This is a genomic window from Klebsiella sp. HMSC16C06, from assembly GCF_001808325.1.
GTDB classification, from domain to species: Bacteria; Pseudomonadota; Gammaproteobacteria; order Enterobacterales; family Enterobacteriaceae; genus Klebsiella; species Klebsiella variicola.
The window spans coordinates 39,016-60,814 of record NZ_KV792990.1 but is presented as its reverse complement, the minus strand read 5'-3'; the positions used below and the strand labels follow the sequence as shown (position 1 = coordinate 60,814).

21 protein-coding genes are annotated in these 21,799 nt (G+C 58.4%); 8 read left to right on the top strand and 13 right to left on the bottom strand.

Features of this window, described 5'->3' with window-relative positions; translation table 11 throughout:
• Positions 1 to 262 precede the first annotated feature (262 nt).
• From HMPREF3142_RS07665 to HMPREF3142_RS07655, 3 genes are read right to left on the bottom strand one after another with little or no spacing between them, the layout of a single operon-like run.
• Complete coding sequence (locus tag HMPREF3142_RS07665) at positions 263 to 1,228, bottom strand: lysylphosphatidylglycerol synthase domain-containing protein (RefSeq protein ID WP_008805752.1); 966 nt, start codon at positions 1,226 to 1,228, stop codon at positions 263 to 265.
• The gene (gene clsB / locus HMPREF3142_RS07660; RefSeq protein ID WP_008805753.1) at positions 1,225 to 2,469 is read right to left on the bottom strand and encodes a cardiolipin synthase ClsB; all 1,245 of its coding nucleotides are present in this window, start codon (positions 2,467 to 2,469) and stop codon (positions 1,225 to 1,227) included. Before clsB ends, HMPREF3142_RS07665 begins: the two co-directional genes overlap by 4 nt.
• Complete coding sequence (locus HMPREF3142_RS07655) at positions 2,466 to 3,227, bottom strand: endonuclease/exonuclease/phosphatase family protein (RefSeq protein WP_008805754.1); 762 nt, start codon at positions 3,225 to 3,227, stop codon at positions 2,466 to 2,468. Before HMPREF3142_RS07655 ends, clsB begins: the two co-directional genes overlap by 4 nt.
• Positions 3,228 to 3,358: 131 nt before the next feature.
• Between HMPREF3142_RS07655 and HMPREF3142_RS07650 the strand changes: the two genes are divergently transcribed.
• Positions 3,359 to 3,769 (top strand): YbhQ family protein, encoded by a 411-nt coding sequence (locus tag HMPREF3142_RS07650; protein ID WP_012542390.1) that lies wholly within the window; start codon positions 3,359 to 3,361, stop codon positions 3,767 to 3,769.
• Here the strand turns inward: HMPREF3142_RS07650 and HMPREF3142_RS07645 are convergent.
• The 6 genes from HMPREF3142_RS07645 to HMPREF3142_RS07620 form a co-directional block, all read right to left on the bottom strand.
• Entirely contained in the window at positions 3,731 to 4,837 is a 1,107-nt protein-coding gene (locus HMPREF3142_RS07645; protein WP_012542389.1) for an ABC transporter permease, read from the bottom strand. The genes HMPREF3142_RS07650 and HMPREF3142_RS07645 overlap by 39 nt on opposite strands.
• 129 nt (positions 4,838 to 4,966) lie before the next feature.
• The gene (locus HMPREF3142_RS07640; protein ID WP_008805757.1) at positions 4,967 to 6,100 is read right to left on the bottom strand and encodes an ABC transporter permease; all 1,134 of its coding nucleotides are present in this window, start codon (positions 6,098 to 6,100) and stop codon (positions 4,967 to 4,969) included.
• Positions 6,090 to 7,829, bottom strand: a complete 1,740-nt coding sequence (locus HMPREF3142_RS07635) for an ATP-binding cassette domain-containing protein (RefSeq protein WP_012968663.1) — start codon at positions 7,827 to 7,829, stop codon at positions 6,090 to 6,092. The genes HMPREF3142_RS07640 and HMPREF3142_RS07635 overlap by 11 nt, the downstream gene beginning before the upstream one ends.
• On the bottom strand, positions 7,822 to 8,817 hold the full coding sequence (gene hlyD, locus HMPREF3142_RS07630) for a secretion protein HlyD (protein WP_008805759.1): 996 nt from the start codon (positions 8,815 to 8,817) through the stop codon (positions 7,822 to 7,824). Before hlyD ends, HMPREF3142_RS07635 begins: the two co-directional genes overlap by 8 nt.
• Entirely contained in the window at positions 8,817 to 9,476 is a 660-nt protein-coding gene (cecR, locus tag HMPREF3142_RS07625; protein ID WP_008805760.1) for a transcriptional regulator CecR, read from the bottom strand. The genes hlyD and cecR overlap by 1 nt, the downstream gene beginning before the upstream one ends.
• 73 nt (positions 9,477 to 9,549) lie before the next feature.
• On the bottom strand, positions 9,550 to 10,473 hold the full coding sequence (locus HMPREF3142_RS07620; RefSeq protein ID WP_012542386.1) for a LysR substrate-binding domain-containing protein: 924 nt from the start codon (positions 10,471 to 10,473) through the stop codon (positions 9,550 to 9,552).
• A gap of 419 nt (positions 10,474 to 10,892) precedes the next feature.
• Between HMPREF3142_RS07620 and HMPREF3142_RS07615 the strand changes: the two genes are divergently transcribed.
• From HMPREF3142_RS07615 to ybiB, 7 genes are all read left to right on the top strand, one after another.
• The gene (locus HMPREF3142_RS07615) at positions 10,893 to 12,224 is read left to right on the top strand and encodes an MFS transporter (RefSeq protein ID WP_023339816.1); all 1,332 of its coding nucleotides are present in this window, start codon (positions 10,893 to 10,895) and stop codon (positions 12,222 to 12,224) included.
• A gap of 50 nt (positions 12,225 to 12,274) precedes the next feature.
• The gene (locus tag HMPREF3142_RS07610) at positions 12,275 to 13,024 is read left to right on the top strand and encodes an SDR family NAD(P)-dependent oxidoreductase (RefSeq protein ID WP_022065514.1); all 750 of its coding nucleotides are present in this window, start codon (positions 12,275 to 12,277) and stop codon (positions 13,022 to 13,024) included.
• A gap of 13 nt (positions 13,025 to 13,037) precedes the next feature.
• Positions 13,038 to 13,883: a transketolase gene (locus HMPREF3142_RS07605; RefSeq protein WP_023339817.1), complete on the top strand. Its 846-nt coding sequence runs from the start codon at positions 13,038 to 13,040 to the stop codon at positions 13,881 to 13,883.
• Positions 13,883 to 14,875 (top strand): transketolase family protein, encoded by a 993-nt coding sequence (locus tag HMPREF3142_RS07600; RefSeq protein ID WP_023322258.1) that lies wholly within the window; start codon positions 13,883 to 13,885, stop codon positions 14,873 to 14,875. The genes HMPREF3142_RS07605 and HMPREF3142_RS07600 overlap by 1 nt, the downstream gene beginning before the upstream one ends.
• A gap of 215 nt (positions 14,876 to 15,090) precedes the next feature.
• Positions 15,091 to 16,446, top strand: a complete 1,356-nt coding sequence (gene rhlE, locus HMPREF3142_RS07595) for an ATP-dependent RNA helicase RhlE (protein ID WP_008805766.1) — start codon at positions 15,091 to 15,093, stop codon at positions 16,444 to 16,446.
• Between the two features lie 187 nt (positions 16,447 to 16,633).
• The gene (gene dinG, locus HMPREF3142_RS07590) at positions 16,634 to 18,790 is read left to right on the top strand and encodes an ATP-dependent DNA helicase DinG (protein ID WP_023339818.1); all 2,157 of its coding nucleotides are present in this window, start codon (positions 16,634 to 16,636) and stop codon (positions 18,788 to 18,790) included.
• A 29-nt stretch (positions 18,791 to 18,819) separates the two neighbouring features.
• Positions 18,820 to 19,788 carry a DNA-binding protein YbiB gene (ybiB, locus tag HMPREF3142_RS07585; protein ID WP_070611941.1) on the top strand — a complete coding sequence of 323 codons (969 nt, stop codon included), beginning with the start codon at positions 18,820 to 18,822 and terminating at the stop codon, positions 19,786 to 19,788.
• Positions 19,789 to 19,896: 108 nt separating this feature from the next.
• On the opposite strand, the gene ybiJ is transcribed toward ybiB, so the two are convergent.
• The 4 genes from ybiJ to HMPREF3142_RS07565 all read right to left on the bottom strand — a co-directional run bounded on the left by ybiJ (position 19,897) and on the right by HMPREF3142_RS07565 (position 21,744).
• A complete protein-coding gene (ybiJ, locus tag HMPREF3142_RS07580) occupies positions 19,897 to 20,157 on the bottom strand; it encodes a DUF1471 family protein YbiJ (protein ID WP_004176772.1) in 261 nt (86 codons plus the stop codon).
• 285 nt (positions 20,158 to 20,442) lie between these two features.
• On the bottom strand, positions 20,443 to 20,709 hold the full coding sequence (locus tag HMPREF3142_RS07575; protein ID WP_002895824.1) for a DksA/TraR family C4-type zinc finger protein: 267 nt from the start codon (positions 20,707 to 20,709) through the stop codon (positions 20,443 to 20,445).
• Between the two features lie 20 nt (positions 20,710 to 20,729).
• Positions 20,730 to 20,990, bottom strand: coding sequence for a YdgH/BhsA/McbA family protein (locus HMPREF3142_RS07570; protein WP_023322259.1), 261 nt, complete (start codon positions 20,988 to 20,990; stop codon positions 20,730 to 20,732).
• 139 nt (positions 20,991 to 21,129) lie between these two features.
• The gene (locus tag HMPREF3142_RS07565) at positions 21,130 to 21,744 is read right to left on the bottom strand and encodes a flavin reductase family protein (RefSeq protein ID WP_070611939.1); all 615 of its coding nucleotides are present in this window, start codon (positions 21,742 to 21,744) and stop codon (positions 21,130 to 21,132) included.
• Positions 21,745 to 21,799 lie beyond the last annotated feature (55 nt).

The window sequence follows — 21,799 nt, the reverse complement described above, 5'->3', positions numbered from 1 at the left end:
CCGGGAGCGCAAACTACGCTGAAGCCACAGATAATATAAACAACCACACCGCAGTGCTTCCCCTCACCCTGTCCCTCTCCCGGAGGGAGAGGGAACCGTCCGGCTGGGGTTTAGACCTGCCAAGCGCAGCGCCGCCGGGCAAGATATCAGGCACGGTACCCCTGGTATTGCCGGGTGGCGGCTGGCGCCTTACCCGGACTACAGGATCCTCTCACAGGCTCACACCCCGCAGGCCCGGCAAGCGCAGCGCGACCTGGCGGTGTCATTCGCGGGCCAGCTTGCGCTCGTTCTTTTGCCGCAGCTTTTTCGCCCGACTCTCCAGCAGCAGATAAGCCACCGTCGCCAGCAGCAGCGGCAGGAAATAATAGAGCGCGCGCCAGGCGAGCAGGGCGGCGATAATCGCGCCCTTCGAAATCTCCTCTCCGGAGAGCATGGCGATAAACACCGCCTCCAGCACGCCGATACCGGCCGGAATATGAACGATCACCCCGGCGATACTGCTCACCAGCAGCACCCCTAATACCAGGAAATAGTTAATTTCGCTGCCCAACAGCAGCCAGATTATCGCCCCCATCGCCATCCAGTTCGCCGCCGAAATCCCCATCTGCAGCAACGCGAAGCGCCAGGAGGGCAGCACCAGCCGCTGACCTTTAATCGTCAGGTGACGGCGTTTGGCAAACGCGCAACCGAACAGATAGCAAAGCGTAAGGATCAGCATCACCCCGCCGATAATGCGCAGAGTGGTCTGGCTGATGTACCAGTGCGGCGGCAGCTTCACCAGATCCGCCGTAAATATCACCCCACCGAGCAGGATATAGCCCAGCCAGTTGGTGGTAATGCTTAATGAAAAAATACGGGTGATGGTGCCGCCGTTGAGCCCCAGCCGCGAGTACAGCCGGTAGCGCATGCCGATCCCGCCGACCCAGGTGCTGAGCGTCAGGTTAAAGGCATAGCAGATAAACGACACCAGCATCACCTGACGTTTCGCCAGCTTATGCCCGCAATAGGCCCGGCCAAGCAGATCGTAGCAGCCGTAGATTAGATAGCTGACGATGACCAGCGCAATGGCGCTAAACAAGGCCAGCCGATCGTAGCCGCGGATCACCTTCCACACGTCCTGCCAGTCGACCTTCTGCGCGTAAATCACCAGCAGGACAATCACGGCGATAAAAAAGAGCACGGTAAGAACTCTTTTCGCCATCCGCCAGCGGGGATGCGATTTACTCATAGCGGATTATCCCTGGTTTGTGAGTCGACACGATCCTGGGTTTCAATCTCCGGCTGCACCGGCGGGCTGACCCTGGCCAGCCGCGGCGTATGGGCTGGTAGCCAGCCGACCCACGCCGGGAAGTGGCGCAGAAAGTGGAAGGCCATCACGCTGACGCCCAGCCGCCACCAGTTGCGTTTCGGCAGCATCGTTTTATCGATCCGCTGGCAATCCCTGGCGATAAGCCCGTTAAGGTTATCGCGCAGCGTCTGGTTAAACACCCGGTCGTGGATGATCAGATTGGCTTCCAGATTCAGCGACAGGCTCAATGGATCCAGGTTGCTCGACCCGACGGTGGCCCAGTGGTCGTCCGCCAGAGCGACCTTGCCATGCAGCGGACGGCGGCGATATTCGTAGATCTGCACCCCGCCCTTAACGAGATAGTGATAGAGCAGGTGGGCGCCAAACTTCACAATCGGAATATCCGGCTCGCCCTGGACGATCAGCTTGACCCTCACGCCGCGCCGCGCGGCGTTGCGCATCGCATGCAGCAGGCGGTAGCCGGGAAAGAAATAGGCGTTGGCAATGATCACCTCCCGGCGGGCGCTGGTCAGCATCTTCAGATAGTGGCGTTCGATATCGTCGCGGTGATCCTGGTTATCGCGCCAGATGAACAACGCCTGCGCCTCGCCGGGAGTCTGGTTGATCTCTGGCTGGTGGCGACGGCGGCGCCACCAGCGGCGGGCGGTTTCGCTGTTGGGCAGGTTCTCCAGCTCGAACTGGAGAATATCAAGCACCACCGGCCCCTCGACCTGCACCGCATAATCCTGTTTCGCCTCCGGGCCGTAGTCGCTCATATGCTCGGCGGAGTAGTTGATGCCGCCGACAAAGGCGGTGGTGTCGTCAATCACCACGATTTTACGGTGCATCCGACGGAACAGGTTGGTGCGCATCCCCATCAGCTTAGGGCGCGGATCGTAGTAGCGAAAAATCACCCCGGCGGCGGTCAGTTCGCCGACAAACTCATCGCTGAGATCCGGCGAGCCGTAGCCGTCAAGCAGCACCTCCACCTGAATACCGCGGCGGGCGGCTTTCAGCAGCACCGCGTGCAGCCGCCAGCCCACCTCATCTTCAAACCAGATAAAGGATTCGAGGATCACCCGCCGGCTGGCGCGACCAATAGCCGCAAACAGCGCCGGATAGTACTGGTCGCCGTTCTCCAGTAGCGTAATGCGGTTGCCTTCCTGCCAACGACATTTCACAAGTGTATCTCCACGCTAAGGGGCGCATGATCGGACAGATGCCGCCATTGTTTGAGGGCCAGCGCCTTCGGGTGGCTGGCGTGGGCGTTTTTGACATAAATACGATCGAGGCGCAGCAGCGGAAAACTGACCGGAAACGTACGCGCCGGCCGTCCGCGGGCGCGGGTAAAGATCTCTTCCAGCCCGGCTTGCGCTTTTAACGGCTGATTCGCCTGCTGACGCCAGTCGTTAAAATCCCCGGCCACCACCACCGGCTCACCGGCGGGGAGGGTATTGACCCATTCTGCCAGCATGGTCAACTGCGCCTGCCGTTGGTCGGCGCGTAAACCCAGGTGAACGCAGATCACATGGATCGTCACGCCGCTCTCTGGCGGCACGATGCGGCAGTAAAGCAGACCGCGTTTCTCGCCGTTGCCGACTGAAATATCCCGATTTTCATAGTATTCAATGGGAAAGCGCGACAGTACGGCATTGCCGTGGTGGCCTTCCGGATAGACCGCGTTGCGCCCGTAGGCGTAATCGCTCCACATGGTGTCGGCGAGAAATTCATAATGGGTGGTATCTGGCCAGTTCTCGATGTGCAGCGGGTGAACCTCGTGAGCGCCCATCACTTCCTGCAGGCAAACAATATCCGCGCTGACGCTGCGCACGGCGTCGCGCAACTCGGGCAAAATAAAACGCCGATTAAACGCCGTAAAGCCTTTATGGGTGTTAATTGTCAGCACGTTCAACGAAAATCCCGACGTTGGCTCAGCCATAATTCTCCAGTAAATGTCACTTTCCTGAATAAAATAGTGTAGTAGACGTCACAAAAAGATGCGGTGTTACGGAATTTTCCGTAAAGTGCGGTACTCTGAGTAGCAGAGAAAAATCCTTCAGGAGAGAAGCCATGAAGTGGCAACAACGTGTACGCGTCGCAACAGGTCTTAGTTGCTGGCAGATTATGTTGCATCTACTGGTCGTGGCAGTGCTGGTGATGGGATGGATGAGCGGCGCGCTGGTGCGCGTCGGATTGGGGCTGTGCGTCCTCTATAGCGTCACGCTGCTGGCGATGCTGTTTTTGCAGCGTCACCACGAGGCGCGCTGGCGCGATGTGGGAGACTTCCTTGAGGAGCTCACCACCACCTGGTACTTTGGCGCGGCCATGATAGCGCTGTGGCTGCTGTCGCGCGTGCTGCACAACAACCTGCTGCTGGCCCTCGCCGGGCTGGTGATACTGGCAGGCCCGGCGGTGGTCTCGCTGCTGGCGAAAGATAAAAAACTACGCAATCTTTCTTCGGAACATCGCATACGCCGCTGAGCCGGTGGTGGCCGCTATGACCAGTAGCGGCCACAAACTTCCCCACACAATCTTCAGACTCGCATCCTTCAGATAAATTTGCTTGGTGATATCGGTAAAATGGCGGATCGGGTTTATCCAGGTCAGATCCTGCAGCCACTGCGGCATATTTTCCACCGGTGAAACGTAGCCCGAAAGCAGGATCGCCGGCATCATAAAGACGAACACGCCGATAAACGCCTGCTGCTGGGTGGCGCACAGCGATGAAATCAATAAACCGAAGCCCACCAGCGATAAGCCATAAATCACCATCGTGAAATAGAACAGCAGCAGCGAGCCGGCAAACGGGATCTGATAGGCCCAGATACCAATCGCCAGCACGATAGTCGCCTGCAGGGTGGCGACGATCAGCGCCGGCACTGCTTTGCCAACGAAGATTTGCCAGGTGGCGAGGGGCGAGACCAGCAACTGATCGAGGGTACCCTGTTCGCGCTCACGGGCCACCGACAACGACGTCACGATCATCACTCCGATGGTGGTGATCATGGCGATAAGCGACGGCACCACGAACCACTTATAGTCGAGATTCGGGTTGTACCAGTTGCGCACCACCAGTTCGCTGTTGTTCGGCTTCGCTTTCCCCTCCAGCAGCTCCTGCTGATAGTTTTTTACGATCTGCTGCAGGTAGTTGGCGGCGATTTGCGCGCTGTTGGAGTTGCGCCCGTCGAGCAGGAGCTGCAGCGGGGCGGTTTGATAGTTGTCGAGATTACGCGAGAAATCCGCCGGGAAGCGTACCACCAGCAGGGCTTTTTGTTCATCGATGGTCGGCTGGATCGCCTGCGGGCTTTTCAGCAACAGGACGTGGGTAAAGGCTTTGGCGCGGGCGAAGCGCTGAGTGAGTTCCACCGCGTGGCGGCCGCTGTCTTCGTTGTAGATGGCGATGGTGGCGTTGGTCACCTCCAGCGTCGCGGCAAAGGGAAACAACAATACCTGAATCAGCACCGGCATGATTAAAATTGCCCGCGTTTGCGGCTCGCGCAGCAGCGACTGCAGCTCTTTGCGGATCAATGTCCATAAACGGTGAAACATAATTGCTCCTTTGGCCCATTCAACCACGCCGGGCGGCACTGCGTTTGCCCGGCCTGGGGGATCGGCGAACCGTATAATCGATGTTGGTTAAACCGTAGGCCCGGTCAGCGCAGCGCCACCGGGCAAAACCTAATCCAGACGCCGCTTGGTTTTTAACCACGTCAGGCCGATAAACATCACCGCCGACGCAATCAAAAACAGCACATTCACCAGCAGCACCACCGGAATATTGCCCGCCAGAAACAGGCTTTGCAGGGTGTTGACGAAATAGCGCGCCGGGATCACGTAGGTCACCGCGCGGATCACCGCCGGCATACTGTCTATCTGGAAAATAAACCCGGACAGCATAATCGACGGTAAAAACGCGGCATTCAGCGCCACCTGCGCGGCGTTAAACTGGTTGCGGGTAATGGTTGAGATCAGCAGCCCCATCCCCAGGGTGCTGAGCAAAAACAGACTGGTGATGACAAACAGGATCGGCAGCGAGCCGCGATAGGGCACGCCGAGAATAAATACCGACACCAGCATACAGAGCAACATCGCCAGCATGCCGAGGAAATAGTAGGGAATGAGCTTGCACAGCAGCAGTTCGGCGCGGGTGATCTCCGTCGACAGCAGCGCCTCCATGGTGCCGCGCTCCCATTCGCGCGCCACCACCAGCGAGGTCAGGATCGCGCCGACCACGGTCATGATGATGGTAATTGCGCCGGGGATAATAAAGTGCTGGCTAATAGCCGCCGGGTTAAACCAGTAGCGCATCTGCACGTCGATCAGCGGTTCAAAGGTTTCGCCGCGGTCTTCCGCCCGCTGCTGCTGCCAGATCTGCCAGATACCTTCCACGTAGCCCTGAGCGAAGTTGGCGGTATTGGGCTCGCTGCCGTCGGTGATGAGCTGCAGCGGTGCGTCGGCGCCGGCGCGGGCCATCTGGCGGTCGAAGTCCACCGGAATGACCACCATGGCGCGGATGCGCCCGGCCTGCATCATTTGAATCAGTTGCTGGCGATTATCGCTGACCGTGGCGTCGATATAGGGCGAGCCGGTCATGGTATGGACGAAATCCAGCGCCTCTTCGCTCTGTTGCTCCAGCAATACGCCGACCCGCAGTTTGCTGGAGTCGAGGTTAATGCCATAGCCGAAGATAAACAGCAGGAGTAGCGGGATCACCACCGCGATCAGCCAGCTGCTGGGATCGCGGACGATCTGCCGGGTCTCTTTGACGCACAGGGCGCGGACCCGCCGCCAGGAGAGAATGCTATTGCTCATGGCTATTCTCCTTATCCCAGCGGTTAATCAGGGTAATGAACGCCTGCTCCATGGTCGGGTCCGTCTGGCTGTCATCCGCCGCCTGGGCCTTCAGCGCGTCCGGGGTGCCGCTGGCGATAAGTTTACCGTGGTAAACCAGCCCGATACGGTCGCAGTATTCCGCCTCATCCATAAAGTGGGTGGTCACCATCACCGTCACCCCTTTATCGACCATGCTGTTGATATGCAGCCAGAACTCGCGGCGGGTGAGGGGGTCGACGCCGGAGGTTGGTTCATCGAGAAACAGAATATCGGGCTCATGCATCAGCGAGCAGGCCAGCGCCAGCCGCTGCTTGTAGCCGAGCGGCAGCTCGTCGGCGGCGTGACGGGCGATACTTTTCAGGCCAAAGGCATCGCTCATTCGGGCGATTTTTTCATTTTGCGCCCGGCCGCGCAGGCCATAGACGCCGGAGAAAAAGCGCAGGTTCTGCTCGACGCTGAGGTTGCCATACAGCGAAAATTTTTGCGCCATATAGCCCAGATGCTGGCGCGCCTTGCCAGAGCTGACCTTAAGATCCATCCCCAGCACCAGCGCTTTGCCGGAGGTGGGCACCAGCAGGCCGCACATCATTTTGAAGGTGGTGGATTTCCCGGCGCCGTTGGGGCCGAGCAGGCCGAAAATTTCACCGCGCTTAACCTGGAAATCGACGTGGTCGGTAGCGGCGAAATCACCAAACTTTTTCGTTAACGACTGGGCTTCAATGACCGTTTCGTCTTTGCTGCCGTCAACACGATGGATAATCGCTCCCAACGGCGATTCGGCGGTTCCCGCTCCGCCGAGCAGATCGATAAACGCATCTTCAAAGCGCGGCGCGGTGTCGGCCACCTGCAGCGGCGGCATGTCGCCATGCTGCTGGACTTCCTCAATGCGGGCGTCCTTTTTCAGGATCAGGCGCACCGATTTGCCCTGGATCACGCCATCGCTGACCTGCGGCAGCTTCAGCGCCCGCTGCAGCAGACGGCGGTTGTTTTCCTGTGGGCTGGAGACGAGGAAACTGCGCCCGGCCATGGTTTGCGTCAGCGCCGTCGGCTCACCCTGGTAGAGCAGTTTGCCTTCGTTCATCAGCAGCACGTCGCGGCATTGTTCCGCTTCATCGAGATAGGAGGTGCTCCACAGGATCAGCATGCCGTCGCCGGCCAGCTCGTGCACCATCTGCCACAGCTCGCGGCGCGAGATAGGGTCGACGCCGACGCCGGGCTCATCCAGCAGCAGTACTTTCGGGTCGCCCACCAGGGTACAGGCGAGCCCCAGCTTTTGCTTCATGCCGCCGGAAAGCTTGCCTGCCAGCCGTTCGGTAAACGGGCCAAGGGAGGTGAACTCCAGCAGACGGTCGAAAATTTTCTTCCGCGCCTCGCCGGTGACGCTGCGCAGGTCGGCGTACAGGGTCAGGTTTTCCATCACCGTCAGATCTTCATACAGGCCGAACTTCTGCGGCATATAGCCGAGCACCGCGTGCAGGGCGCTGTCGTCTTTTAGCGGGTCGAAGCCGATCACGCTGGCGCGGCCCTCATCAGGCTTGAGCAAACCGGCCAGCATTCGCATCAGGGTGGTTTTCCCCGCGCCGTCGGGCCCCACCAGCCCGGTGACGTAGCCGGCGTGGATCGTGCAGGTGAGCGGCGCCACCGCTGGCCTGTCCATTCCGGGAAAACGGCGGCTCAGACCGTTTAAGGCAATGATGGCCTCACTCATGTCCGTTCCCGTGGTTAAAGGAGACGGTCACCGGCATCCCCTGGCGCAGGGCGCCGTCGGCATCGTTCACCACAATACGCAGACGATAAACGAGGTCGGTACGCAGATCCGGCGTTTCAACGGTCTTCGGCGTGAATTCAGCGCTTGGCGAGACAAAGCCGATTTTGCCGTGATAGGGCTTATCCGGCCGGCTGTCGGTATACAGCAGCACTTCACGTCCCGGCTGCGCCTGACCAAGGTTTTTTTCGTCAACATAGGCGCGGACCCATACCGGATGGGTTAACGACAGCGTCAGTACGGTGCCGCCGGCGTTGAGCATGGTGCCGGGCTCGACGGCGCGGGTCATCAGCGTACCGTCGGAAGGGGCGGTGAGCACGGTATCGTGCAGGTCCAGTTTAGCCTGGGCCAGCGCCGCCTGCGCCTGTTCCAGACTGGCTTTGGCCTGGGCAATCTCCTGCGGGCGGTTACCGGCGCGATACTGACGCAGTTTATCCTGCGCCGATTTGAGCGTTGCCTGCGCCTGGTCGCGTGAGGAGCGGGCGTTCTCCAGATCGTTGGCGGAAATCGCGCTGCTGGCGCGCAGCCCGAGCTGGCGCTGATAAAAGTTTTGCGCATAGTCGTAAGCGGCCTGCGCCTGTTTCACCGCCGCCGCGGCCTGGGCAATCTCTTCCGCGCGGTAGCCGGCCATCATCAGGTCATACTGCGCCTGGGCGGTGGAGACGTTGGCCTGGGCCTGCAGCAGGGCATTTTCATACGGCGCGCGATCAAGCTCGCCGAGAGTTTGCCCGGCGCGGATGCTGTCGCCTTCGTCGACGGTCAGCGAAGCCAGTCTGCCGCCGACGCGGAAGCTCATGTTGACGGTGCGGATATCGACATTGCCATACAGGGTCAGCGGCTGCTGCCGGCTGCTCTGGTACCACCACCAGCCGCCGCCCAGCGCGGCGAGAAGAATCACGATCAGCAGAATGACGACGACGGGTTTTTTCATCAGCCCAAACTCCTTTGCGATAACCCATGCAGAATGAAATCGATATGACAGGTAATGACCTCGAAAATCTGTTCGGTCTTTTGCGCGTCAAACTGCGTCCAGCCGGTGCGTAGCAGGATGGTTTCACGCCCAAGACGGAAAGCCAGCACCTCGCCCAGCAGGGCGTGGGTGTGGAGGATCATTTGCGTATCACCGGCATCGCGGCCTGTCCAGGCGGCAATCAGCCGGGTGAGATAGTGGTGCAGGGGGGCGATCACCTGTTGGTGGATCAGATGGTAGGCGGCGGTCGGCGCCAGCTGCTCACGGGAAATGAATTTGCTTAAGTTGACCGTATCATCCTGGGTCAGCAGCAGGATCATGTTATGGCAGGCGTTGAGAATGAGGGCGCGTATTGCCTGGCGATCCGGCGACTTCCCGGCGAGCAGGGCCTCCGCCGCTTCGGCCTGTGGGCGAAAATTGTCGCCGATAAAATCGGCGATCCATTGGGCACAGGCGAGATATAAGTCGTCTTTCGAGCCAAAATAATAGGTGATAGCGGCGATATTCTGCCCGGCCTGGGCGGCGATATCGCGGGTGGTGGCATGCTGACCATACTCGCCAAACTGGGCGATAGCGGCCGCGATAAGCTGATTTTTTGCCTGTTCGCCTTTACTGGTCATCGCGCTCGGTAAAAGTTAATCAATCGATTGATTAACTTTAGGCCTCGATCGGCGGTTTGTCCACCAGCAGGGATCAAATATGGAACCCTTCCTCCTTCAGCTCCCCGGCGACCCAGGCGAAGAAACGCTGGACCTTCTCCTTCTGTTCATTGGCATGGGGAAGAACGAAGTGGTGCGCGCCGACCGGCATACTCCGCTCGTCGTCAAATACCGGCGTCAGCTGCCCCTGACGCACGTGCCCGCCGGCCAGCAGATTGCTTTCGAGGATCACGCCCATCCCCATTCTGGCCGCCTCGATGCTCATGTACGACCGGTCGAAATTAAAAATGAAGTTTTTATGCCAGCCGCGGACCTTGTGCCACGACAGCCAACTGCTCCAGTTAATTAAGGTGCTGTCGGAGTGGATCAGATCGCAGGCCAGCAGATCTTCCACCGCATGCACAGGATGGCTGGCTAAATAAGACGCTGCGCTGTAGGGCAGGACACACTCATTTTTAATGGTTCTGACCAACAGCGTTGGCCACTGTGATAGCCCGTGACGAATATCGATATCAATATTATCCCGGGAGAACTGGATGCTTTCGTAGGAACAGGTCAGGCTGATTTTTAACTCCGGCCACGCCTGGCGAAATTTATCCAGGCGAGGCATCAACCACAGCAGGCCGAAGCTCGGCGCCGAGTGAATACGTAAATAATCCTGATGGATATCATTGATCACCTGGCTGGTGGCCTGGCCAATCATATTCAGCGCCCCGGAGACCTCTTTGAGATATTTTTCTCCCACCGCCGTTAACATGACGCCTTTACTGCTGCGGGAGAACAGTTTTTTCCCCAGAAAGTGCTCCAGGCTGGCTATCTGATGGCTGACCGCCGAGGCGGTAATATTGAGATTCTCTGCGGCCAGGTTGAGGCTGCCGGTAGCGGCGACTTCAATAAAGGCCTGGATATTGCGTAAAGAGGGCATCGGCAAATTTTTATTGGGCAGCGGTTGACTCATGGCAGCATCCTGGGCAGGGCGTTTCTAAAAGAAAATAGCGAACAGCGTGGCGCAGTCGTGATAGCCAGCATAGGGAAAAGGAAAAAAATGATTTTAATTTGTGATGGGCTTAACAATTTATCTCGTTAAAAGCGCGCGTGTCAGTAAAGACTAAAAATTTGCGGGAAGTCACTAACTCAATTTTTCTCAATCATAATTGAGGTTTTTTGAATACCGTTTCATTTTGGGGTTGTTATATTCCTCTCACAGGCCTGATCACAAACGGCGATGCGTTGAGATCGCCATTATAAAACACCTAACCACCTGTTTAGCTGAGCGAAAAGATATTTATCTTTTGCTGCTGTATGGAAAGTGAAAACGCGGTGATCCGAAGCGGCAACGGGCAGCGAAGTGGATGAGGTATAAGATGAGGAAACCCTATGTCACGTATAGATACACTAGTCTGTACTGACGCCAGGAAAACGAAATATCGTTTCGTGGTTTTGACGATGATTTTCCTGGTGTATGCCATCAATTACGCCGACAGAACCAATATTGGCGCGGTTCTGCCGTTTATCATTGATGAGTTTCATATCAATAATTTTGAAGCCGGGGCCATCGCCAGTATGTTTTTCCTCGGCTATGCGGTAAGCCAGATCCCGGCCGGTTTTTTCATCGCCAAACGCGGTACCCGGGGGCTGGTTTCGCTGTCCATTTTCGGCTTCTCCGCCTTTACCTGGCTGATGGGCACGGTGAGCTCCGTGTTTGGCCTGAAGCTGGTGCGTCTGGGACTGGGGCTAAGCGAAGGGCCTTGCCCGGTGGGGCTGGCTTCCACCATAAATAACTGGTTTCCACCAAAAGAGAAAGCCACAGCAACCGGCGTTTACATCGCGGCGACCATGTTTGCGCCGATTATTGTCCCGCCGCTGGCGGTGTGGATTGCGGTGACCTGGGGCTGGCGGTGGGTCTTTTACTCCTTCGCGATACCCGGGATTGTGGCAGCGATAGCCTGGTATCTATTGGTGAAGTCAAAGCCATCAGAAAGCGGATTTGTTTCACAAAGTGAACTGGCAGAGATTAATGCCGGGCGTGAAAGTCATAATAATAGCGTACGCGAAAATATATTAATTGCCGATCGATTCACCTGGCTGGATAAAATCATTCGGGTAAAGAAGATGGCGCCAATTGATACGGCGAAAGGCTTATTCACCTCAAAAAATATTCTCGGTGACTGCCTGGCGTATTTTATGATGGTTAGCGTGCTGTACGGATTATTAACCTGGATCCCGCTGTACTTAGTCAAAGAGCGTGGCTTTGATGTAATGAGTATGGGTTTCGTGGCCAGTATGCCGTGCATCGGCGGCTTTATTGGCGCGATTGGCGGCGGGTGGATTTCAGATAAAGTTCTGGGCCGCCGACGTAAACCCACCATGATGTTTACTGCCGTGTCAACGGTGGTCATGATGTTAATTATGCTGAATATCCCGGCAAGCACCCTGGCGGTCTGTATTGGATTATTTTTTGTCGGTTTTTGTTTGAATATCGGCTGGCCGGCTTTTACCGCCTACGGTATGGCCGTTTCGGACAGCAAAACCTATCCAATCGCCTCTTCCATAATTAATAGCGGCGGCAACCTCGGTGGATTTGTCGCGCCGATGGCAGCCGGTTTCTTACTTGATAAAACCGGGAGTTTTAATTCTGTATTTACCTATTTTGGTATCTGCGCCGCCATTGGTTTGGTGGTGATTCTTTTCCTCGATGAACCACAATAACGGAAATATATCCTGTTAATTAATATGACGTAATGTCATGGAGTGAAACTATGTTATTAAAAGATAAAGTCGCCATTATTACTGGCGCGGCCTCCGCTCGCGGTTTGGGTTTCGCCACCGCGAAATTATTCGCCGACAACGGCGCGAAAGTGGTCATTATCGACCTCAATGGTGAAGCCAGCAAAACCGCGGCGGCGGCATTAGGCGAAGGCCATCTCGGCCTGGCGGCGAACGTCTCCGACGAAGTGCAGGTGCAGGCGGCCATCGAACAAATTCTGGCGAAATATGGCCGGGTTGATGTGCTGGTGAATAACGCCGGGATTACCCAACCGCTGAAGCTGATGGAGATCAAGCGCGCCAACTATGACGCGGTACTTGATGTCAGCCTGCGCGGTACGCTGCTGATGTCGCAGGCGGTTATTCCCACCATGCGGGCGCAAAAATCCGGCAGCATCGTCTGCATCTCGTCCGTTTCCGCCCAGCGCGGCGGCGGTATCTTCGGCGGCCCGCACTACAGCGCGGCAAAAGCCGGGGTGCTGGGTCTGGCGCGGGCGATGGCGCGCGAGCTTGGCCCGGATAACGTCCGCGTTAACTGCATCACCCCGGGGCTGATTCAGACCGACATTACCGCCGGCAAGCTGACCGACGACATGACGGCCAACATTCTTGCCGGGATCCCAATGAACCGCCTCGGCGACGCGGTAGACATCGCGCGCGCCGCGCTGTTCCTCGGCAGCGACCTCTCTTCCTACTCCACCGGTATCACCCTGGACGTTAACGGCGGCATGTTAATTCACTAAGCGAGGCAAACAGATGAAGATGACCGAATCACAAAAAGTCGCCGCGGCGGCGTGGCGTATTCGCCGTTACGCCCTGCAAATGGGGGAAGTGCAGGGGCAGGGCTATATCGGCCAGGCGCTGGGCTATGCCGATGTGCTGGCCACCGCCTTCAGCCACGCCATGACCTATCGTCCGGAAGATCCCGAGTGGGAGGGGCGCGATCGCTTCCTGCTCTCTCATGGCCATTACGCTATCGCTTATTATGCCGCGCTGCTGGAGGCGGGCATTATCCCGGAAGCCGAGCTGGAAACTTACGGCTCCGACGACAGCCGCCTGCCGATGTCCGGCATGGCGACCTACACCCCGGGGATGGAGATGTCCGGCGGTTCGCTGGGACAGGGGCTGTCCATTGCCGTCGGCATGGCGCTTGGGCTGCGGCAGAAACAGAGCACGGCCTGGGTCTACAACTCCATGTCCGATGGGGAGCTGGACGAAGGGTCGACCTGGGAAGCGGCGATGTCGGCGGCTCACTATGGCCTGAGCAACCTGATTAACCTTGTCGACGTCAACAAACAGCAGGCCGACGGCGATTCACGCAGAATCCTCGGCTTTGAGCCGCTGCATGAAAAATGGGCCGCCTTCGGCTGGTACGTACAGCGCGTGGACGGTAACGATCTGCCGGCGGTGATGGCCGCCTTTGACAACGCGAAAAGTTATTCCGGCAACCAGCCGCGGGTCATTTTATGCGACACGCTGATGGGCAAAGGGGTGCCGTTCCTCGAAACCCGCGATAAAAACCATTTTATTCGCGTCGATGCCGACGAATGGCAAAAAGCGATTGCGGTGCTGGATGCTAACAAACCAGAAGGAGTGCTGTAATGAGCCAGAGTCAACCCCGTTTAAAAACGTCGGCGATGATCGCCTCGATTGCCGATGAGGGCCAGGCGACCATCTCTGCGCCCTTCGGCGTCGCGCTGTCAAAACTGGCGGCGCAGCGTCCGGAAATCGTCGGCATGACCGCGGACCTGTCAAAATATACCGATCTGCATATTTTCGCCCAGGCCTTCCCGGATCGTTTCTTCCAGATGGGCATGGCCGAGCAGCTGCTGATGGCGGCGGCGGGGGGAATGGCGAAGGAGGGATTTATTCCTTTCGCCACCACCTATGCCGCCTTTGCAACCCGTCGCGCCTATGATTTTATTCATCAGGTCATCGCCGAAGAGCATCTGAACGTGAAGATCTGCGCGGCGCTGCCGGGCCTGACGACCGGTTATGGCCCCAGCCATCAGGCCACTGAAGATCTGGCGATTATGCGCGGTATCCCCGGCATGGTCATCGTCGATCCTTGCGATGCGCTGGAGATAGAGCAGGCGGTGCCGGCCATTGCCGATCACCAGGGGCCGGTGTATATGCGCCTGCTGCGCGGTAAGGTGCCACTGGTGCTGGATAAATACGACTATCAGTTCGAACTGGGTAAAGCAAAGCTGCTGGAGGACGGCAACGATGTGCTGATCATCTCCTCCGGGCTGATGACCATGCGCGCGCTGGAGGCGGCTGAAAAGCTGCGGGCCGATAACATCAGCGTGGCGGTCCTGCACGTGCCGACCATCAAACCGCTGGATGAAAAAGCGATTATTGAACAGGCGTCGAAGCCAGGTCGTCTGGTGGTGACTGCGGAAAACCACACCGCGGTCGGCGGCCTGGGGGAGGCGGTGGCCGCGCTGTTGATGCGTAAGGGTGTGCGCTGTGAGCTGGATACTGTGGGGCTGCCCGACGCGTTCCTGTTAGCCGGCGCGCTGCCGACCCTTCACGATCGCTACGGCATCTCCACCGCGAAGATCGTTGAAAAACTTAAGTATCGTCTGCGTTAATCGCTTTGCCATGACGCACCAGGCCGCTGAGCTCGCTCAGCGGCCTTCTCATGCCCGCCAGCCAGGCGCGGTATTCTTTTGCAGATTTTATGCGGCCTGTCACAAAATCTGCTAGACTGCGCCCCTTCATGGCATTGTGGTTTTTGCCATCTCTTATCGCAATAATCTCCCTGAAAACTACGCCCTTCACCGGGCCGGGGCGGTTCGGAGTTGTTATGTCTTTTGATTCCCTTGGCCTGAATCCCGATATCCTGCGCGCTGTCGCTGAGCAGGGCTACGTTGAGCCGACCCCTATCCAACAGCAGGCGATCCCGGCAGTAATGCAGGGGCGCGACCTGATGGCCAGCGCCCAGACCGGTACCGGTAAGACGGCGGGCTTTACCCTGCCGCTGCTGCAGCGCCTGATTGACAAAGAGCCGCACGCAAAGGGTCGCCGTCCGGTACGCGCGCTGATCCTGACCCCGACCCGTGAGCTGGCGGCGCAGGTGGGCGAGAACGTCCGCGATTACAGCAAGTACCTGAATATTCGCTCGCTGGTGGTATTCGGCGGCGTGAGCATCAACCCGCAGATGATGAAGCTGCGCGGTGGCGTCGACATCCTCGTTGCCACCCCGGGCCGTCTGCTGGACCTCGAACATCAGAACGCGGTCAGCCTTGATAGCGTGGAAATCCTTGTGCTGGACGAAGCGGACCGCATGCTGGATATGGGCTTTATCCATGACATCCGTCGCGTACTGGCTAAACTGCCGGCGCGTCGACAGAACTTGCTGTTCTCGGCGACCTTCTCCGACGAGATCAAGGGCCTGGCCGAGAAACTGCTGCACAACCCGCTGGAAGTGGAAGTGGCGCGTCGCAACACCGCGTCCGAGCAGATCACCCAGCACGTCCATTTCGTTGATAAGAACCGCAAGCGCGAACTGTTGTCGCAGCTGATCGGCGAAGGCAACTGGCAGCAGGTGCTGGTGTTTACCCGCACCAAGCATGGCGCCAACCACCTCGCGGAGCAGCTTAATAAAGACGGCATCCGCAGCGCGGCGATCCATGGCAACAAGAGCCAGGGAGCGCGTACCCGCGCGCTGGCCGACTTTAAATCCGGCGGCATTCGCGTGCTGGTGGCGACCGATATCGCCGCCCGTGGTCTGGATATCGAAGAGCTGCCGCACGTGGTGAACTACGAGCTGCCGAACGTACCGGAAGATTACGTCCACCGTATCGGCCGTACCGGTCGCGCGGCGGCCACCGGTGAAGCCTTGTCGCTGGTGTGTGTGGATGAGCATAAGCTGCTGCGCGATATCGAGCGCCTGCTGAAAAAAGAGATCCCGCGCATCGCGATTGCCGGCTATGAGCCGGATCCGTCCATTAAAGCCGAACCTATCCAGAACGGTCGCCAGCAGCGCGGCGGCGGTCGTGGGCAAGGTCAGGGACGCGGTGGCCAGGGTCAGGGACGCAGCGGACAGCCGCGCAGCCAGAACAGCGCCCCGCGCCGTCAGGACGGCGAGGCGCCGAAAGCGCGTACGCAGGACGGCAAACCGCCGCGCCGCCGTCGTCCGCGTAAACCGGCTGGCGAATAACACGCTGATGCCCCGGCCGCGATAACGCGGCCCGGCTCAGGCCCGTCTGTCCGCTACGCGGCGGCGGGCCTTTTTCTTTCCATTACACTATTTGTCGAGCACGCTTCCACACTCAGCAGAAAGCAATACCTCCAGGCGGGCAAAAATGGCACAATAGTGGCTGTTTATACAGTATTCAGGTTTTCTCATGGCTTTGACCGCTGCGCTGAAAGCGCAAATCGCCGCCTGGTATAAGGCGCTTCAGGAACAGATCCCGGACTTTATTCCCCGCCCCCCGCAGCGGCAGATGATCGCCGATGTGGCGAAAACTCTCGCCGGGGAAGAGGGCAGGCATCTGGCTATCGAAGCGCCGACCGGCGTAGGTAAAACGCTGTCATACCTGATCCCGGGCATCGCCATCGCCCGGGAGGAACAAAAAACGCTGGTGGTCAGCACCGCCAACGTCGCCCTGCAGGATCAAATCTACAGTAAAGACCTGCCGCTGCTGCGTAAAATTATTCCCGACCTGCGCTTTACCGCCGCCTTCGGTCGTGGGCGCTACGTCTGTCCGCGTAACCTGACGGCGCTGGCCAGCACCGAGCCGTCGCAGCAGGATCTGCTGGCCTTCCTCGATGACGATCTCACCCCGAACAACCAGGCCGAGCAGAAGCTGTGTGCGACCCTGAAGCAGGACCTCGACAGCTACCGCTGGGACGGCCTGCGCGATCATACCGATAAAGCCATCGATGACGCGCTGTGGAGCCGTCTGAGCACCGATAAGGCCAGCTGCCTGAACCGCAACTGCCACTACTATCGCGAGTGCCCGTTCTTCGTGGCACGGCGGGAAATTCAGGAGGCGGAAGTGGTGGTGGCCAACCATGCGCTGGTGATGGCGGCGATGGAGAGCGAGGCAGTGCTGCCGGAGCCGAAAAACCTGCTGTTGGTCCTCGATGAAGGCCATCATCTGCCGGACGTCGCCCGCGACGCGCTGGAGATGAGCGCTGAGATCACCGCCCCCTGGTTTCGCCTGCAGCTGGATCTGTTCTGCAAGCTGGTCGCCACCTGCATGGAGCAGTTTCGTCCGAAAACCACACCGCCGCTGGCCAATCCGGAGCGGCTCACCGGCCATTGCGAAGAGCTGTTCGAGCTGATTGCGTCGTTGAATAATATTCTCAATCTCTACATGCCCGCCGGTCAGGAAGCGGAGCATCGCTTCCCGATGGGCGAACTGCCGCAGGAGGTGATGGAGATCTGCCAGCGGCTGGCGAAGCTCACCGAGATGCTGCGCGGGCTGGCGGAGCTGTTTCTTAACGATCTCAGCGAAAAGACCGGCAGCCATGACGTGGTGCGCCTGCATCGGGTGCTGCTGCAGATGAACCGCGCGCTCGGCATGTTTGAAAGCCAAAGCAAGCTATGGCGCCTGGCGTCGCTGGCGCAATCCTCAGGCGCGCCGGTAACCAAATGGGCGACGCGAGTGGTGCGCGACGGCCAGATCCATGTCTGGTTCCACTGTGTCGGCATCCGCGTCAGCGATCAGCTGGAACGGCTGCTGTGGCGCAGCGTACCGCATATCGTCGTGACGTCAGCGACGCTGCGCTCGCTAAACAGCTTCTCGCGCCTGCAGGAGATGAGTGGTCTGAAGGAGAAAGCGGGTGACCGCTTCGTGGCGCTGGATTCGCCGTTCAACCACGTGGAGCAGGGGAAAATTATTATTCCTCAAATGCGCTATGAACCGCTGATGGATAACGAAGAGCAGCACATTGCCGAGATGGCGGCCTATTTTCGCCAGCAGGTAGAGAGCAAGAAACATCTCGGGATGCTGGTGCTGTTTGCCAGCGGGCGGGCGATGCACCGCTTCCTGGAGCATGTGACCGATCTGCGCCTGATGCTGCTGGTGCAGGGCGACCAGCCGCGCTATCGGCTGGTGGAGCTGCATCGTAAACGGGTGGAAAGCGGCGAGCGCAGCGTGCTGGTGGGTCTGCAGTCCTTTGCCGAAGGGCTGGATTTAAAGGGCGATCTGCTAAGCCAGGTACATATCCATAAAATCGCCTTTCCGCCCATCGACAGCCCGGTGGTGATCACCGAAGGCGAATGGCTGAAAAGCCTTAATCGTTACCCTTTCGAGGTACAGAGTTTGCCCAGCGCCTCCTTTAATCTTATTCAGCAGGTGGGGCGTCTGATCCGCAGCCATCACTGCTGGGGAGAGGTGGTGATTTACGATAAGCGTCTGTTGACCAAAAACTATGGCGCGCGTCTACTGAACGCGTTACCTGTTTTTCCCATAGAGCAGCCGGGCGTCCCGGAGGTTATAGTAAAACGGAAAGCAAAACAGACAGCAAAACAGTCAGGCCGCAAACGTCGCTGACGCCGGCGCGTGATGCACCAGGGGGAGCCATGGAGTACAGCAAAATTATAAAAGAGGTGGGTCGCGGTAAGAATCATGCCCGCGACCTCGATGAAGAGACCGCCCGTGCGCTCTATGCGCGGATGCTGGACGGCGAGGTGCCGGAGCTGGAGCTGGGGGGAATATTAATCGCCCTGCGCATCAAAGGCGAAGGCGAAGCGGAGATGAAAGGGTTTTACGCGGCGATGCAGCAGCATACGCTGCGCCTGACCCCGCCGGCCGGCAAGCCGATGCCGATTGTCATCCCCAGCTACAACGGCGCGCGCAAGCAGGCGAACCTGACGCCGCTGCTGGCGATGCTTCTGCACAAGCTGGGGTTTCCGGTGGTGGTTCACGGCGTCAGTCACGATCCCACCCGGGTGCTGACCGAGACCATTTTTACCCTGCTGGATATTCCGGCCACCCGGCACGCCGGACAGGCTCAGGCGCAGCTGGAGGGCCATGAACCGGTGTATATCCCGGTGGGGGCTTTCTGTCCGCCGCTGGAGAAACAGCTGGCGATGCGCTGGCGGATGGGCGTGCGCAACAGCGCCCATACCCTGGCCAAGCTGGCTACACCGTTTGGCGAAACGGAGGCATTGCGTCTCTCCAGCGTGTCGCATCCGGAATATGTTCCGCGGGTGGCGAACTTCTTTCGTGAGACCGGTGGCCGCGCGCTGTTGATGCACGGTACCGAGGGCGAAGTGTATGCCAACCCGCAGCGCTGCCCGCAGATCAGCCTGATCGATGAGCAGGGCGTGCGGGTGCTGTACGAACGCCAGACTGAGACGGCAGCGGAGGCGGTGGTCCTGCCGGCCTCGAAAGATCCCGAGGTCACGGCGCGCTGGATCGAGCGCTGCGTCGCCGGCGTCGAACCGGTGCCCCACTCGTTGAAAATTCAGCTTGCCTGTTGTCTGCTGGCCAGCGGGGAAGTCACCACCCTGGAGCAGGGCCTCAGCCGCGTCAACGACTGCTGGTGATCGGATCTGCAGGATAAAAAAAAGCCCGTCCGGTGGCTCGGACGGGCAAGGCAAGGGTATTAAAGGTCTTTTCAGGGTTAATTCAGTGGCTTACAGAGGGAACAGCGATTATTTATAGATAACCGCAGTACCGCTCAGTTTGTTGTTGGTGTTAGCGGAAGTAATGCTGTAGCCGGTCGCGCCAGCGGCTTCGGCTTTAGCAGCCAGTTTTGCTTCCAGACCATCTAAAGTGGTTGCGCCTTGCGCAGACACCACACCGATTTTATTCATGCTTTCTGCCTGAGCGGGGGTGACCGGTTCGGCGGCAAAGGCGCCGAAGGAAAGGGCGGTCAGAGCGATGGCAGCGGCAGCATATTTGATGTTTTTCATAGTTAATCTCTCGCAGGTTGTTCTGTTCAGGGGACGATGTTCCGTCGATGTGATAAGTATCACGCTTTTTTGCGGGAGATAAAATCGAAGGAAATTCACAGTCTTCATCGAATTTTTTGAATGATTAATAATTTACTGATTATTAATAAATTATTTCTCATTCTTTTCGTCACGAAGCGTAGCGAGGAAGACCGACGCGTTTAAGGGCACATATTGCGACTTTTTCCGCCAAAAAATGTGCGCGAAAAGATAATGCGAAAGGCTGTCATGAACGGTAAAGGAAAGTCAGCGTAGCTGGCTATCCTTGGATCCGCGGCGATTATATCCTGAAAATGTATTGTTATGTAAATCTTTCTCCTGCTGGCACTTCACGCAATATCTGACCCCTGGGATGGCCTGTCGACGGGCCTCCGGAATCGGCTCCCCACATTCATCACAAAATTTGTTGCTTTCGCCGCGCGGAAGCTCGCGGCGCGCGCGAGCCACCGCATCGTCAATGGTGCTGTCGATCTGATCCTGAACGGCCCCATCGCCTGCCCAACCTGATGCCATCGTCTGCCTCCTGTGAAAGGTTATTGATAAATTATAGCTGAACCGTGCAGTCGGTTACCGCTACTGGCGGCATTGACCCGCCAGGCTATCGCCCCCTGGCGGTGGGCCTTATCCGCGAGGGCGGCCACCAGATCATCAAGGGTGCTGGCACCGGAGGCGGAGACGGTGCCGACAGGGCGGAGCGGCCCGGCATAGGGCAGTACGGGTGTCGGTGGCAGGGGAGAGGCCGCGGTGGCATGAGCGCTGAGCGCAGCGGCGAATAGCAGCGAGGTGATTTTCATCAGCATATCCTCATAAACAGCATGGGACATAGCTTAAGTGTAGGTCTTTCCCGACCGTGCGATAGGGTATTTTTAATGCAAAACAAGGCGTTTAGTAGGCTACCGGCGCAGGGCAGCGGTACTCTGGCCGGTAGATTATTTAGCGGGCGTCAGGGCGGATCATTTCAAAACGCAGACTATCATCAATACTGTAATAGGCGCTCGGACCTCCGGCGCGCAGGATCGGCTGGGCGCGGGCGGTTTGATAGATGCCGTTGTCCAGCAGTGATTCATCAATATGCACGGCGACCACTTCGCCGAGCACCAGCCACGTATCAACAGGGTTACCGTCGGCGGTGGTGAGTTGAATACATTGCGACAGACGGCACTCAAAGTTCACCGGACTCTCCGCGACTCGGGGGGCGCTGACCAGGCGGCTGGCGGCGGCGGTGAGACCGGCGCGCACGAACTCGTCCTCATGGTGCGGGATCGAGGCAGACGTTTCATTCATCGCCACGGCCAGCGGTCGCGTCGCCAGGTTCCAGACGAACTCCTTTGTTTCGACGATATTTCGCACGCTGTCTTTCCAGCCGCTGCTGGCGAAACCAATGATCGGCGGGCGATAGTTAAAGCAGTTAAAAAAGCTGTATGGCGCCAGATTTCGCTGGCCCTCGGCGTCCTGCGAGGCGATCCAGCCTATCGGGCGAGGCCCGATTATCGCGTTCAGCGGGTCGTGCGGCAGGCCGTGGCCCTGCGAAGGTTGATAAAAGTACATGCTGCACCTGTCACGGACAAAGGAGATATCCAGACTCCCTTATTTACCGCGCCGC

Coding starts and splice junctions, on each gene's coding strand:
- dinG (WP_023339818.1), top strand. CDS start 16,634: ATGGCTTTGACCGCTGCGCTGAAAGCGCAAATCGCCGCCTGGTATAAG.
- ybiJ (WP_004176772.1), bottom strand. CDS start 20,157: ATGAAAAACATCAAATATGCTGCCGCTGCCATCGCTCTGACCGCCCTT.
- HMPREF3142_RS07610 (WP_022065514.1), top strand. CDS start 12,275: ATGTTATTAAAAGATAAAGTCGCCATTATTACTGGCGCGGCCTCCGCT.
- HMPREF3142_RS07620 (WP_012542386.1), bottom strand. CDS start 10,473: ATGAGTCAACCGCTGCCCAATAAAAATTTGCCGATGCCCTCTTTACGC.
- HMPREF3142_RS07565 (WP_070611939.1), bottom strand. CDS start 21,744: ATGTACTTTTATCAACCTTCGCAGGGCCACGGCCTGCCGCACGACCCG.
- HMPREF3142_RS07650 (WP_012542390.1), top strand. CDS start 3,359: ATGAAGTGGCAACAACGTGTACGCGTCGCAACAGGTCTTAGTTGCTGG.
- HMPREF3142_RS07655 (WP_008805754.1), bottom strand. CDS start 3,227: ATGGCTGAGCCAACGTCGGGATTTTCGTTGAACGTGCTGACAATTAAC.
- HMPREF3142_RS07635 (WP_012968663.1), bottom strand. CDS start 7,829: ATGAGTGAGGCCATCATTGCCTTAAACGGTCTGAGCCGCCGTTTTCCC.
- ybiB (WP_070611941.1), top strand. CDS start 18,820: ATGGAGTACAGCAAAATTATAAAAGAGGTGGGTCGCGGTAAGAATCAT.
- rhlE (WP_008805766.1), top strand. CDS start 15,091: ATGTCTTTTGATTCCCTTGGCCTGAATCCCGATATCCTGCGCGCTGTC.
- HMPREF3142_RS07570 (WP_023322259.1), bottom strand. CDS start 20,990: ATGAAAATCACCTCGCTGCTATTCGCCGCTGCGCTCAGCGCTCATGCC.
- HMPREF3142_RS07665 (WP_008805752.1), bottom strand. CDS start 1,228: ATGAGTAAATCGCATCCCCGCTGGCGGATGGCGAAAAGAGTTCTTACC.
- HMPREF3142_RS07605 (WP_023339817.1), top strand. CDS start 13,038: ATGAAGATGACCGAATCACAAAAAGTCGCCGCGGCGGCGTGGCGTATT.
- HMPREF3142_RS07575 (WP_002895824.1), bottom strand. CDS start 20,709: ATGGCATCAGGTTGGGCAGGCGATGGGGCCGTTCAGGATCAGATCGAC.
- HMPREF3142_RS07615 (WP_023339816.1), top strand. CDS start 10,893: ATGTCACGTATAGATACACTAGTCTGTACTGACGCCAGGAAAACGAAA.
- HMPREF3142_RS07600 (WP_023322258.1), top strand. CDS start 13,883: ATGAGCCAGAGTCAACCCCGTTTAAAAACGTCGGCGATGATCGCCTCG.
- HMPREF3142_RS07640 (WP_008805757.1), bottom strand. CDS start 6,100: ATGAGCAATAGCATTCTCTCCTGGCGGCGGGTCCGCGCCCTGTGCGTC.
- cecR (WP_008805760.1), bottom strand. CDS start 9,476: ATGACCAGTAAAGGCGAACAGGCAAAAAATCAGCTTATCGCGGCCGCT.
- HMPREF3142_RS07645 (WP_012542389.1), bottom strand. CDS start 4,837: ATGTTTCACCGTTTATGGACATTGATCCGCAAAGAGCTGCAGTCGCTG.
- hlyD (WP_008805759.1), bottom strand. CDS start 8,817: ATGAAAAAACCCGTCGTCGTCATTCTGCTGATCGTGATTCTTCTCGCC.